This window comes from Nocardia beijingensis NBRC 16342 (assembly GCF_001612785.1).
GTDB classification, from domain to species: domain Bacteria; phylum Actinomycetota; class Actinomycetes; order Mycobacteriales; family Mycobacteriaceae; genus Nocardia; species Nocardia beijingensis.
The window spans coordinates 73,914-87,663 of the sequence record NZ_BDBC01000020.1 but is presented as its reverse complement, the minus strand read 5'-3'; the positions used below and the strand labels follow the sequence as shown (position 1 = coordinate 87,663).

The following is a 13,750-nucleotide window of genomic DNA, read 5'->3' as shown; positions in this document are numbered from 1 at the left end:
TGACCGGGGAGGAGAGTGCGGCGTGGCGATCGAGATCCCCAGCGAGGTAGCGCTCTTCCTCAACATCTGCGGCATCCCGTACCCGGACATCGACGAGGACGATGTGCGCGCCTTGGCCGGGCATGTGCGCACCTTCGCCGCGCAGGTGCGCGACACGCACGAGTCGGCGACGGGCGTGATCGGCCAGATGGGCGCTTTCTACTCGGGTGAGTCCTACCAGCAGCTGGTCGCCACTTGGTCGCACATGAGCGCCACGCACATGCGGCGACTCGAGGGCGCCTGCGAGCTCGTCGGCGGCGCCCTCGACGTGGCGGCGACCGTGATCACCGTGGTCAAGGCCGCCGTGCTGGCCGAACTCGCCGCGCTGGCCGCGACTTACGCCTCGATCATGGTGACGCCGCCGCTCGCTTCGTCGGCGCCGCTGGTCGCCGCCGCCGCTCGCCGGGTGTGCGAGCAGATGTCGCAGTACCTCATCGGCTACATCGTCGCCGAAGTGGTCGGCAAGGCGATCGAACCGCTGGAGCAGGCGATCGATGACTTGGTCAGGGGGATCGTCTACGACGCCACCCGCGACGCGCTCGGTGTCCCGTCGTCGAGCCGCCCCCAACCGCTGCACATCGACCCCGACGCCGTGCAGCACTTCGCGAAGGTGCTCGACGACCACGCCGACGACATCATGCGGCACGCCGCGGACTTCGCCGAGAATGTCTCGACACTGGACTTCACGACGTCGACGCTGCTCGACGACGCGGCGCGGCACGCCGTGGCCGACGCCGGACCGGCACCGGCTCCGGCCCGCACGGCGCGGGAACATTCGCTCGGGCGCGGCGAACGGCCCGCGTCGCGCGCGGGGCTGCCCGCCCCCGCAGCGGCATCCGGTCTGGACAGACAGGGAACCGGCGGGGCGCATGTCCCGGTCGCGCCGCGCGATGCGGCGAAGGCGGTCGGTGCCACGGAGGGGGCCGTCGACAGGCATGCAGCCGATCGGCATGAACCTGAAAGCGGTGCCCGAGTACCGATCCGGGGCGGTGGCAGTTCCGCCTTGCCGTCTTCGGTGGAAGGCCCGGTGGCCGACCGTTCTGCCTCGGCCGCATCGGCGGAGAGCCGGGTCGCAGACCCCGCGCGGCACCCGCAGATCTCCGCAGTCGCGCCGAAGGACGCGGCGGACCGGCTCGACGGACTGATGAGCCCTCCTGCGCCGTCCGCGCACGCAGGCGCAACTGCCGGAACGGCGGTCGGCGGCGACGCGGTGTCCGAGGTGGCGCAGCGACCCGCGTCCGACTGCGAGCCTCGCCGAACCGGCTCGGCCACCGAGCCGGTCGCCTCCGCCGGCCAGGTGCCTTCGGCCGAGGGGCCGGTCGCAGGAGTCGCGTTCCCCGCACAGCAGAACCCGGGAGCGGCGGCCACCCCTTGGGGACGTGCCGCGCAGCCGCCGGGTACGCCGAACCCCGCGCCGGCGAAGCGCGGTCGTCTGGAGACGATCTCGCCGAAAGTGCGCCGGCCTGCGGTCACCCCGTGGAGCAAGACCCGTCGTTCCCGGGAAGTTCCCGCCGTGGTGCACGCACCGTCCACAGGGCCGCGACTGCGCTCGGTCGGGGAGAAGGGCGCCAAAGCGCGCGGTGCCGAGCTCGCCGACGCGAACTCGGTGCGATCGCGGGTTACGGCACCGGCGCCCGAGCACGGGGACGCACCTCCGACGCGCGGCTGAGCGAGGCCGGCCGAAACGCGAAAACCCATTCCCAAGAACGGGAATGGGTTGCTGAGTCGAACGGACGGCAGTGGTAGACGTAGAAGCGCCGTTCGGCGGGAAGTCCTACCCCCACAACGGCCGGTGGCCTGCCGGTGCCACCGGCCGTTGCTTATTGGGTTCAGATCGTCAGGATGAGGGACTGGCGATCTGTGTTCAGACAGTACCCTCTTCTGTCGGAACGTTCAATAGTGTGCACCTAAATAGCGGCAAGTATTTTTGCCAGTGCCCCGACCTGCTGCGCGGCGGCTGGGTGGACCGGATCGCGGCTGGCCAGCCGCCGCCGAAGGGGCCGTCTGCAGGCGGATGATTGCCGGCCCCGTGGGTAAACATACCGTTAACCGACGGCACGTTCAAAACTGGCATGTGGTGCCTGGTGCTCGCGGTGGCTACTGCTTCCCATGGCTGGGAACGCGCTGGACCCGGGGTCCGACGCCGGAATCTATCTTTTGAACAGGCTAGATCGGCGGAAGGGAAGTCCGAGTGTCAGCGGCCGAGGACGCGTTCTACACGGGTGTTCAGAATCTTGGGTTGGTCGCCGGTGGCGTGCGCAACGAGCAGCACGCCGCGGCGGCGTTTCGGGCCGCCACCGACCTCGACCCGGACATGTGCGATGCCTGGCTCGGGCGGGCCATGGCCGGGGAGGTCACCTCGGAGGTGATCTACGGCGCCTACCGCTCGGTGCACAATCTCTACCGCGATCAGCAGCGGGCCGGTCTGGTGGACCGCGCCCTGTGGTGCCAGGTCGAGATCGGCATGTACGGCTTGCGCGTCGCGATGGCCGATCGCGACCAGATCGCGATCGCGCAGGCGTGCTCCTACGCCGAAGGCGGGGAATGGCAGGAAGCCGCGGCGATCCTGGACGAGGTCCCGCGCGACGACGTCTCCGACTTCGTGCGCATGTCGCTGTACTTCCGGACCAAGCAGTGGCCGGAGGTGCTCGCCGCACGCAACGCGCGGCCGGTGCTCGAGGACGGCCTGCTCGACATCGCGGCCGAACTGATGACCGCCCAGTCGCTGGCGCATCTGGGGCGCTTCGGCGAAGCCATGCCACGCGCGCAGCGGATCGTGGAGGACAGCTCGTCGGGCAACCTGTCCTACATCTGGGCCGACGCGCACTTCCTGCTCGGCATGCTGATGCGGCACAACGGCGACCACGACGCCGCCGACAAGATCCTCAAAGGACTGCAGGGCTCGGCGCTGTGGCCGGAGCGCGAGGAATGGCAGCGCGCGGTGCGGGACAAGACGTACCGCTTCGAGATCGCCACCGCGGAACTCATCGCGTCCAGGACCAACAGGTGGGACCCGAAGACGGGTGACGATCCACGCGAGGCCGCCGCCACCGCGGCGCGCGCCGAGCGCGAGAGCCTGCTCGCCGAAGCCTCGGACCTGCTGCAGGCGCAGATCGGCATGGACTCGGTCAAGGAGCAGGTCGACCGGCTCAAGTCCGGCGTGCTGATGGACCAGGTGCGCGCCAAGCGCGGGCTCGCGGTGGATTCCAAGTCGCAGCACTTGATCTTCTCCGGTCCGCCCGGCACCGGCAAGACGACCATCGCCCGCGTGATCGCCAAGATCTTCGCCGGCCTGGGCGTCGTGGAGAACGCCGATGTCATCGAGGTGTCCCGCAACGACATGGTCGGCACCCACCTGGGCCACACCGCGCCCAAGACCAACGCGCTGATCGACACGGCGCTCGGTGGCGTGCTGTTCATCGATGAGGCCTACACGCTGATCCAGGAAGGTCTTTCCGGCGGCGACGCGTTCGGCAAGGAAGCGGTCGACACGCTGCTGGCCCGCATGGAGAACGACCGGGACAAGCTGGTCGTGATCATCGCCGGGTACGAGGACCAGATCGATCGGTTCCTGGCGTCGAACGACGGCTTGGCTTCCCGTTTTACCAAGCGCATCCGTTTCGCCAGCTACGGCGCCGACGAACTGGTGCAGATCGCCGAGCACATCGCGCGGAAGAAGGATTCGATCCTCTCCGAGGAGGCCCGCGAGGTGCTGCGGCTGCGGTGTGAGGAACTGGCGGGGCAGACCAAGAACGGCAGGCGGCTGATCGACCTGGCCGGCAACGGCCGTTTCGTGCGCAACGTGGTCGAGGCCGCGGAAGCCGAGCGGGACTATCGCTTCACCAGGGAGAACGCCGATATCGCCGCGATGACCGACGAGGAGCTCATGACGATCGATGCGTTCGACATCACCGCGGCGCTGGAGGGTTTGGCGCCGAGCACGCGGGTGTGAGGCGTCCGCTGGATCGCTGTTCCCCATGCCGGGAATAGCGGTCGAATTCGTGCTGTGACCGCTGGTTACGGTTTGGTGAGGGCGGCGGAAGGAACGAGAACCGGTGGCGCGCTTCCGGGTTGTGACCAAACACCAGATCTCCGGCTGGCGTTTTCTGCTGCGCCGGATCGAGCACGCGCTGGTCCGACGCGACGCGTCGATGATCGACGACCCGCAGCGCGGTCGCTCGACCGCGCTGTCCATCGGCATCGCGCTGGCCTGCGTGATCATCGCGGGTGCCGCGGTGCTGGCGTTCTTCAAGCCCGCCAAGAAGGTCGGAGACTCCAACATCGTGGCGGAGAAGGACACCGGGGCGCTGTTCGTGCGCCTGAACAACCGGCTGTTCCCGGCGCTGAATCTCACCTCGGCCCGGCTGATCGTCGGTTCTCCCGACATACCGGTGAAAGTCTCCCGGGACGAGCTGGCGAAATACCCGCGCGGGCCGTGGGTCGGCATCCCGGGCGCGCCCGCCAGCATCATCGACACCGACGAGCGGGATTCCTCGTGGACGGTGTGTGACACGGCGCGCACCGGCGCGGCGGCGCCGGTCAACCCGAGCACCGGTCTGCCGACCGTGAGCCGCTCCGCGGTGCGCACCACCGCGATCGGCGGCCCCCTCACCGTGGACGGCGACGCCAACCGCACGCTTGGCGACGGCGAGGCCCGGCTGCTGCGCGACGACACCACGACCTGGCTGGTGTACGGCGACGCCGAGAAAGGCGTGGTGCGCGCCGCGATCGATCTCGCGAACACCGCGGTGGCCATGGCGCTCGGCATCGATTCGACCGCTCCGGTGATGGCGGCGTCCAAGGGCTTGGTCAACGCCATCCCCGAGGCTCCGCCGCTGCGGGTGCCCGAAGTGCCGGGTAAGGGGGAGTCGATCACGCTCAACAACGGATACACCACGCCGGTCGGGTCGGTGCTCACCGTGTCGGTGCCGGACCAGGGCGCCTCGTACTACCTCGTCTCCCAGTCGGGGCTGGTTCGGATCAGCACGGTGCTGGCGGCGATGGTCCGCAACGCCGACTCGCAAGGTTCGGTGTCCACCCGGACAGTGGGACCCGACGTGATCGCGGCGAATCTGCGCCCAGGACAGTGGCCGGGCACCGCGACCTACCCGACCCGTCCCATTCGCCTGGTCGACCCCGAACGGTCCGGCGTGACCTGCTTGCACTGGTCGCGCTCGGGGAACGATCCGAACGCGGCCACCGAACTGCTGGTGGGCAGGCAATTGCCGCTCACGAAAGACGAGCAGGGCCGCGCGGTCGACCTGGTGACCTCGGCGGCCTCGCGCGGCACCACCGCGGACGCCGCCTATCTGCCGCGCGACACCGGTCGTTTCGTCCAGGTGACCGGCGCGGAACCGGGTTCGCCGCTGCGGGAATCGCTGTACTGGGTCTCCGACAGCGGCGTCCGCTACGGCATCATCACCGATCCCAGCAGTATCGGCGCCGCCGACCCCACGCTGACATCGCTCGCACTGCGTGCCCCGGTCCCGGCGCCGTGGAGCATCATCTCGCTGTTCGCGGTCGGACCAGCCCTGTCCCAGAAGGAAGCTCGCATCCAGCACGACGGCATTCCGAACAACAAGATCGTCGCCGGGCTCGGGGGTACACAATGACCACCACTCGCCGATTCGTCCGGCCCGCCAGGATGGTGCGCGGTCCCAAAGCGCCCGCCGTGACCGAGTTGCGGCTGCAACCGCCGACCGAGCTGCCGAAGCCGGTGCCGCCGTCGCGGCTGAAGATGATCATGCCCGTGATCATGGTGGCGGCCATGGGCGGGATGATGGTCATGATGTTCCGCGGCGGCGGAACCGTGAACCCGATGATGCTGATGTTCCCGGCCATGATGCTGGTGTCGATGTTCGGCATGATGGGCGGCGCGTTCGCGGGCAACTCCAGCGGCGGCGCGGCGAGCCTGAACGAGGAGCGCAAGGACTATCTGCGCAGCCTCACCGACAACCGCAAGACGGTGCACGCGGCGGAAGCCGAGCTGCACGCCTTCTTGCGGTACACCCATCCCGGTCCGGATGAGATCGCCCGGTTGATCGGCGGCAAAAGGATGTGGGAGGTGCAGGTCGCCAGTCCGCAGTTCCTGCGCGTGCGGGTCGGTCGCGGACGCATCGCCAACCAAGTGCGCGTGATCGTCCCGGAAGCCGCGCCCACCTCGGATCTGGATCCGGTCGGCGTGGTGGAACTGACCCGCTTCGCCAAGGCCTATTCCACGGTCGGCGGCATGCCGGTAGCGATCAATCTGCTGTCGGCGCCGCAGGTCGGCATCGACGGTGACCCTGACCTGGTGGCCGGGCTGATCCGCGCGATGATCGCCGAGGTCGTGGTGCTGCACGGCCCGGACCAGGTGGCGGTCGCGGCGGTGCTGTCCGACCCGGACGCGCCGGAATGGTCCTGGCTGAAATGGCTGCCGCACACCCAGCATCCGAACGACACCGACGCGATCGGGTCCAGCCGGATGGTCTACCGCACCGTGGCCGAGCTGCGCACCAAGGTGCTCGCCGGACTCAATCGCGGTCCGTTCTCGGCCAATTCGCAGCCCACCCTGGATCGCACCCACTTCCTGCTGATCGTGGACGTCGGCGGGCCCGCCAGCGACCGCGACATCTCCGGCATCGACGGCTGCACCTGGCTGCGGCTCGGCCCCGCGGAACAGAACCTGCCGCGGGCGCTGCGCTTCACCGTGACCGAGGACCGGTCGCTGAACGAGGTCACCCCGCGCGGATTGCGTCGCGTCGGGGTGGCCGATTCGCTGTCGACGGCGGCGATCACGGCCATGGCGCGCAGCATCTCGCCGTACCGGTTGTCCACCGTGGTGGAAGCGGTGGCCGCCGAGCAGGCCAGCGGCGGCACCTCCTGGGAAGAGATGGTCGGGATCGACGACCCGGGCGCCATCCGGGTCGAGCAAGCGTGGATCCGGCGTCGGGACCAGGACCGGGCCCGCCTGAACATCCCGTTCGGCCACGACCCGGCCGGTGGTGTCGTCTACCTCGACATCAAGGAATCGGCCGAGGAGGGCATGGGCCCGCACGGCATGTGTATCGGCGCTACCGGCTCTGGCAAGTCCGAGTTCTTGCGCACCCTGGTGCTTTCCGCGGTGGCGACGCATTCGCCGGACGTGCTGAACCTGCTGCTCGTCGACTTCAAAGGTGGCGCGACCTTCCTCGGCTTCGACCGGCTGTCGCATGTGACGGCCGTGGTGACGAACATGGAGGAAGAAGCCGACCTCGTCACCCGTATGGAAGACGTCATCAACGGTGAGATGGCCCGGCGGCAGCGCATCCTGCGTGACGCGGGCAATTTCGCCAGCGTCGCCGACTACGAGCGCGCCAGGGAGCAAGGCGCGGATCTGCGACCGCTGCCCACGCTGTTGATCATCCTCGACGAGTTCGCCGAACTGCTAGAGCAGTACCCGAACTTCTCGAAGCTCTTCGTGGCCATCGGCCGGTTGGGCCGATCGTTGCGTATCCACTTGCTGCTCGCGTCGCAGAAGGTGCCCGCCAACCGGATGGGTGAGCTGGAAGCGCACCTCTCCTACCGAATCGCGTTGCGCACGAACCAGACCAGTGACTCGCGTGACGCGATCGGCACCGCGGATGCCTACCACCTGCCGAAGAAGCCGGGTTCCGGTTATCTGCGGGTCGGTTCCGGTGACCTGCAGCGCTTCCAAGCCGCGTACGTGGGTGAGAAGTACGCGCCGCCGGCGCAGGTGTCCGCGGCCTCCGCGCAGCGGGCGCGGCGCCCCGGAGGCGGATACCGGCCGCCGCAGCGTTTCACCGCCGGCCATATCGTCGACACCCGGCCCGTGGTGGTCGAGCCCGTTGTCGTCCAAGAGGCGCCCGAGGCCACCGACGGCGAATCCATCACGGTGATGGAAGCGGTGCTGCAGCAGCTGGCCCGCCACGGTCAGCCCGCGCACAAGATGTGGCTGCCGCCGCTGGTCACGCCGCCGACGCTGGAGCGGATGATCCGCGCGGTGCCGCAGGGAGCGTTGCAGATGCCCTTGGCGCTGGTCGACAAGCCTCGGCAGCAGCGTCAGGACGTCTGGTCGGTCGACATGTCCGGCGCGGGCGGTCACATGGCCATCGTCGGCGGCACTCAGTCGGGTAAATCGACCGCGCTGCAGACATTCATCATGTCCGCGGCGCTGACCCACACCCCGGAGCAGGTGCAGTTCTACTGCCTCGATTTCTCCGGCGGCGGTCTGGCGGCGCTGGCGAACCTCCCGCACGTGGGATCGGTCGCCGCGGCCAGGGACGGCGACCGCATCCGGCGCACGATCGCCTTGGTCACGAACCTGCTGGAGAGCAGGCAATCGATGTTCACCGAGTTCGGGATCGATTCCATCCGGAAGTTCCGCACGCTGCGCGAAGGCCCGACCGCCCCGCCGTGGCACGACCGCGATCCGTACGGCGACATCTTCTTGGTCATCGACGGATGGGACGTCGGTTTCGGTACGAACGGCCCGTACTACGACGAGTACACCCCGGTGATGGAATCCATTGCCCTGCAGGGCCTGAACTACGGCATCCACTTGGTGGTGAGCAGTTCGCGCTGGATCGCCATCCGCCCGGCGATCAAGGACCTGATGCAGACGCGCGTCGAGATGCGTCTCGGCGACCTGGCCGACACGACCTTCAACGTCCACCGCACCGTGGTCGCGGCGATCCCGGCCAATCGGCCCGGTCGCTGCATCTCGACCGACGGCCTGCACATGCTCACGGCGTTGCCGCGCATCGACGGGGTGGGCGAGGCGGACTCGGCGGCCGAGGGCCTCGCCGCCGCCGTCGCCGAAGTCGCGCAGCGCTTCCCCGGCAGGCGCGCGCCCCAGGTGCGACTGTTGCCGCCGCAGATCGGCATCGACGAGGTTCGTGCGGGCTGGCCGGCGCCGCAGACGCTCGCGCAGCGTCTGGTCGTGCCGTTCGGCGTCCGGGAATCCGATCTGCGTCCGGCGACGATCGATTTCAGCGTATCGACGCACTTCATCGTGCTCGGATCGACGGGGTCGGGGAAGTCGACCACCTTGGCCGCGCTGCTCGAGTCCATCAAACGCCAGTACGACCCGTCGCAGGCGCGCGTGTTGCTGATCGATTACCGGCGCAGGCATTTGGAGACGGTGCCGCAGGAGATGCTCATCGGGCACGTCACCAACGAGCGGGATGTGCGCGAGGCGCTGCCGCCGCTGGTCGAGAAGATGCGCTCGCGGCGCCCACCGGACAATGTGACCACCCGCCAGCTCGCGGAGCGGTCATGGTGGTCCGGGCCCGAGGTCTTCGTCGTGATCGACGACTATCACATGATCGCGCAGCGCGGCGCGATGAACCCGCTGGAGCCGCTCAAGGACATCCTGGTCGACGGCCGCGACACCGGTTTGCACGTCATCGCGGCCCGCAATATCGCCCAGGCGGATACGGCGTTGTACGACAACGTGATCGGTCAGATGAAGAACCTCAATTCCTCGGGCCTGATCATGGACGGCTCGAAGCTCGACGGCGTGTTGATCAGCGACGTGCGCGCCGCCAAGCAGCCGCCGGGTCGCGGAATCTACGTGGAGCCTATGAGTTCTCGGCGTGACCTCGTCCAAGTGGCCTGGATTCCGCAGCAGATCTGACCTCGGCGCCGGCGTCCCAAGGTTGGGAATGAATTACCGTTTTCCTTAGCAGCCGCTCGATCCGAGCTGGTAGTCACGCTCGATTGGAGTCTCGCCATGGCACTCCCGGATCTCGGCATCGCGCCGCCGGACGTGCGGGAGGCCGCGACCGAGTTCAGGCGCATGCTCGGCTCCATCTCCGGCAGCGTCACTGGTTCGCGGAGGTCTGCGAGCCGGTCGCGGTGCGGACAGTCGCGTTCGGCCGCGAGGCGCCATCGCGCCGCAGACGGGACGCCACCGGAACGACGGGAAACTCTTTGTCCGGTGGCGGTGTTCGTCGCCGGAGAAACTCAGGAGGTGCCGGTACTGAAGAGATCCCCTGTATTCGGTGTGGTCGAGGATGTCGATGGCCCGAGCCGCGCATCGACGATTGCGACGCACACGCTGTCAACGTCCTCGGCGAACCCGTCCGAGGCAAGGTAAACGCCTTATAGGATAGGAACAGATATGCCCATCGGCTACACCGGCGATCCCTCTGAGATCCACGCCGCCGCCAAAAAGTTCCACGACCACGCCGACACCTTCCAGAATCACATTGGTGTTATCGAGGGCATCAAGCAGGAGTACGCTCCCGCTGTCCAGGGCGCGACTGGGAACGCCATCCAGGCGGCGATGCAGGGAGCCCTCGACAAGGGTAGGAAGCTGCACCAGACCTTCACGGAAATCGTCGACGCGCTGAATGCCGCTGGCGCGAACTTCGACCAGCAGGACCAGGAAAACGCGTCGCAGGTCAACAAATACAACCTCAATTTCTGATGCCGGATCTGCAGCAGAAAACAATCAGGAAAGGTTTCGGAAAATGGCTTTGAGGAACGACTACGGTGCCGTTGACGGCCTGGTTATCCGCACCGAAAGTGTGCTCAGCACCATGATGCTCGACGCGGGTGAGCGCGACGCGCTGGCCAAGCTGCTCGCGGAGAACTTCCAAGGTGACGCCGGTACCTCGAACGGCGACCTGCAGGCTCGTGTCAAGCAGCAGATCGACCAGTACAACGAGGCGCTGACCCAGCTGAAGGCGGCCACCAACGCCGTGTCCGGCATCGACGGCCAGTTCCGCGTCGTGGACACCGGTCAGGCCATGCGGTTCTCGCAGATCGGGCTTTAGCGACTCCACTCGGGCCGCTACCGCGCGCCCGGGCAAGACCGATCGAAACTCGCTGTCGCCCTCGACGAGTTCGTTCCAACGGACTTCGTCGAGGGCGATCGCATGTCATCGGTGCTCTGCGGAAGGTGCGAGTCGAGTCGTGTCACGTGACGCGCCATCGGTGGATCCGTGGGATTGTCTCCGGCCGAAGGATTTTCGGTCGACGGGGGCGGAATGCGCGTCGGCAGCGTTATCCCCAGTCGTGGGAATGCCTTAACGTTCTGATTGCACCGCTCGATGCGAGCACGGCGCCCCCCGTTAGGAGCTTTCCATGTACTTCAGTCTCGCCCAAGGACAACTCCCCGCTATCGCCGCGCAACTGAGCACCGGAACCGCCGCTCTGGCCGCCACGACGGGTACCACCGCGGCCGGATGCGTGCCGCTACCGCCGGGCTGCGACTCCGTGAGCGAAAAGATCACCGAGGCATTCTTCGGCTTCGCGACCGACCTCTACGACAAGACGGTCCAGGGAGTGAACCACCGCATCATGGCGGAGCCGCACCTGCCCGAGGTGGATGCCTGCTATTGCGCGGCGGACGCCGCCGGTGACAGTCACATCAGCGCCAGACGCGTGGCGTTCGGCGAGTAGTCCGAGCCGCTGCGAGCGAGGCTGATGCCATGCCGTTAATGTCGTTCGATTACTTCGCGTTGCCACCCGAAGTGAACATCCACCGGTTGTTGTCCGGCCCCGGTGTGTCCGCGCTCGCTACTGCCGCGGCCGCCTATGCCGACTTGGCTGCCGGGTTGGCGGCCACCGCCAGCGGCACGGATGGCTCGACGGCCGAGATCGGCGGCGCGTGGGAAGGACTGTCGTCCGAGCGCGCCCAAGCGGCATTTCGTCAGCACGCGGGCTGGCTGCACAGGCAGGCCGGCGTCGCTATGGATGCCGCGAAGTCCGCGGCCGAGCTGGGGATGATCTTCGGCGAAGCCGAGGCGGCCATGCTGGGTGTGGAAGCGTGGCTGGCGGAATGGTATGTGAAGCAAGCCGCTCTGGCCGCCGCCAGCACGACACAACTGGCCCCGCTCACCCTCGCGGCGATGGCGGCGAGTGAGCTCGAGTACCTGGCGATATGGTCCGCCGCGGCCGGGGTGATGGCAGGCTACGACACCGCGGCGTCCGGAGTCCTGGCCGGGTTGCCGACGCCGGAGGTTCCCCTGCCGATCGTCAACGGTGGTCCGGGGCTGGAGTCGGCGCCGAACCTGCTGTCTACTCCGGACATCACGAACCCGCTGGACAACGGCACCGGGCACACGACTCAGGACGTGGTGAATCACCAGACCGGTGACACCGGAAACGATCCGGTCAAGTCCAATCCCGATCCCACCGACACCAGCCAGCCGAGCGACACCACACAGCCCGGTGACACCACGCAGCCTGGTGACACCACACAGCCCGGTGACACGACCCAGCCCGGCGACACCACGCAACCGGCGGACACCACCCAGCCCACCGATCAGTTGCCGGACATGAACAATTCGTCGCTGTCGGATTCAATGGCCAATTCGGGGATGGACGGCTCGTTCGACCAGCAAGGTCTCCTCGGAGCGTCGCAGAATTCGACCACGCTGGCGGGCCTGTACGGCGGAGCGGGCACGCTGATGGCGCTCAACATGACGACCGGCGGACTGAACGCCATGCCCGGCGCCGCGAGTGGTTTCCGGATGCCGCCCAATTGGTCCCTCGGCCGTGGTACCGCGTTCGGCGCCTCGCCGAATCCGACCGGCGGCGGGCCTGCCTCGCGTCCGACCGCGCCGCGTGGAGCGACCGCGCCGAAGGCGCAGATGCGCAGGCGCAGGCGAGACGAGGACCGCAAGAAGTCGAAGGTGTTCGTGCCCGGTGAACCGCAGGACGTCCCCGTGCTCGAGCAGCCGCCGGTGATCGGCGTCATCGAATACGGCGACGCCGACCGGCGCGATGAGATCGACGAGCCGGAAGAAGAACAGCTGCTGCTGGTCGGGGTGATCGAAGGCGCCGCGGACGAGCCGGCGACGGCCGACTCGGAGCCGGCACGGTGAGCCACACCGTGGCCGAGTTCCGGTGCAAGGAAAGGAGGCCCTTCCCCTGGAAGCGGATCCGGTAGCCATCGATCTGAATGTCGATGCCGCCCTTTTGCTGAAAGAGCTGGTCGGCATCGACTCGTATCCGCCGGTGCTGGCGCTGCTACCGAACGTCTACCGGCTCGAGGATCGGGAACGGGTGCACGCCGTCGTTGGGCAGCGGCTCACCGAGGTCGGCATCGTCGACGGTGACCGTGTACATCCGGCGGTCGAGCACTGGTTGCGATGCCTGGACCGGCCGGATATGGAACTGGCGGCCAGGATCATGGACACCGGACTGGACGGGCAACCGCGAGCGATGCTGCGGTTCTCGCTGGTGCGCAGGGACGAGACCCACGTGCTGGCGTTGCGCTGCGACGACGACGTGGTGATCCAGACGATGTTCCAGGACGGGCAGAATCTGGACAACCTCACGGCCGCGCTGGCCGCCGCGCTCGGCCCTGCGGAGCCGCTGCAGTTCGCACCTGTGACGATCACAGTCGAGCAACTCGGCGAGGTGCCGTCCGACCCGGACGAACGGCGACAAGCCTTGCTGGAGCTGGGTGCTCAGCCGCACACCGCCGCGGTAGTGAGCCGGGCGCTCACCGAGGTGGCGCGCAGGGCCGAGATCCTGGTGATCGAGCACCGGGACGGCAGCCAGGCGCAGCCGGAGGTGTCCGTGAGCGTGCTCGACACGACGTCGGGGCGGCTGATCGTCACCCCGAGCAGGGCGATGGATGGAGAGATATGGTCCACGTTCGCCCCCGGGGACGACGCGGCCTTGCGGTCGGGCATCGGTGCGCTCATCGACTTGCTGCCCGGCCGAAGTTGGTTCGACACCAGCAGAGTGCACTGAACGTCGAACCGTGTTTGTC

At 67.9% G+C, this 13,750-nt stretch carries 9 protein-coding genes; all 9 read left to right on the top strand.

All coding sequences use genetic code 11. The annotated features are described in order from the left end of the window. Positions 1 to 22 precede the first annotated feature (22 nt). The 9 genes from NB3_RS14495 (at position 23) to NB3_RS14455 (ending at position 13,731) form a co-directional block, all read left to right on the top strand. The gene (locus tag NB3_RS14495; RefSeq protein ID WP_067802474.1) at positions 23 to 1,708 is read left to right on the top strand and encodes a WXG100-like domain-containing protein; all 1,686 of its coding nucleotides are present in this window, start codon (positions 23 to 25) and stop codon (positions 1,706 to 1,708) included. 522 nt (positions 1,709 to 2,230) lie between these two features. Beyond that, positions 2,231 to 3,991, top strand: a complete 1,761-nt coding sequence (gene eccA, locus NB3_RS14490; RefSeq protein WP_067802471.1) for a type VII secretion AAA-ATPase EccA — start codon at positions 2,231 to 2,233, stop codon at positions 3,989 to 3,991. A gap of 103 nt (positions 3,992 to 4,094) precedes the next feature. Continuing rightward, positions 4,095 to 5,651, top strand: coding sequence for a type VII secretion protein EccB (gene eccB, locus NB3_RS14485; protein ID WP_067802468.1), 1,557 nt, complete (start codon positions 4,095 to 4,097; stop codon positions 5,649 to 5,651). Next, the gene (gene eccCa, locus NB3_RS14480) at positions 5,648 to 9,655 is read left to right on the top strand and encodes a type VII secretion protein EccCa (RefSeq protein ID WP_084486237.1); all 4,008 of its coding nucleotides are present in this window, start codon (positions 5,648 to 5,650) and stop codon (positions 9,653 to 9,655) included. Before eccB ends, eccCa begins: the two co-directional genes overlap by 4 nt. Before the next feature lie 486 nt (positions 9,656 to 10,141). Continuing rightward, the gene (locus NB3_RS14475; protein ID WP_067802465.1) at positions 10,142 to 10,450 is read left to right on the top strand and encodes a WXG100 family type VII secretion target; all 309 of its coding nucleotides are present in this window, start codon (positions 10,142 to 10,144) and stop codon (positions 10,448 to 10,450) included. A 43-nt stretch (positions 10,451 to 10,493) separates the two neighbouring features. Continuing rightward, a complete protein-coding gene (locus NB3_RS14470; protein WP_067802462.1) occupies positions 10,494 to 10,799 on the top strand; it encodes a hypothetical protein in 306 nt (101 codons plus the stop codon). A 310-nt stretch (positions 10,800 to 11,109) separates the two neighbouring features. After that, positions 11,110 to 11,427 carry a PE domain-containing protein gene (locus tag NB3_RS14465; RefSeq protein ID WP_067802459.1) on the top strand — a complete coding sequence of 106 codons (318 nt, stop codon included), beginning with the start codon at positions 11,110 to 11,112 and terminating at the stop codon, positions 11,425 to 11,427. A gap of 38 nt (positions 11,428 to 11,465) precedes the next feature. After that, a complete protein-coding gene (locus NB3_RS14460) occupies positions 11,466 to 12,854 on the top strand; it encodes a PPE domain-containing protein (protein WP_067802455.1) in 1,389 nt (462 codons plus the stop codon). A gap of 22 nt (positions 12,855 to 12,876) precedes the next feature. Next, positions 12,877 to 13,731 (top strand): ESX secretion-associated protein EspG, encoded by an 855-nt coding sequence (locus NB3_RS14455; protein ID WP_244891908.1) that lies wholly within the window; start codon positions 12,877 to 12,879, stop codon positions 13,729 to 13,731. The last annotated feature ends 19 nt before the right edge of the window (positions 13,732 to 13,750 follow it).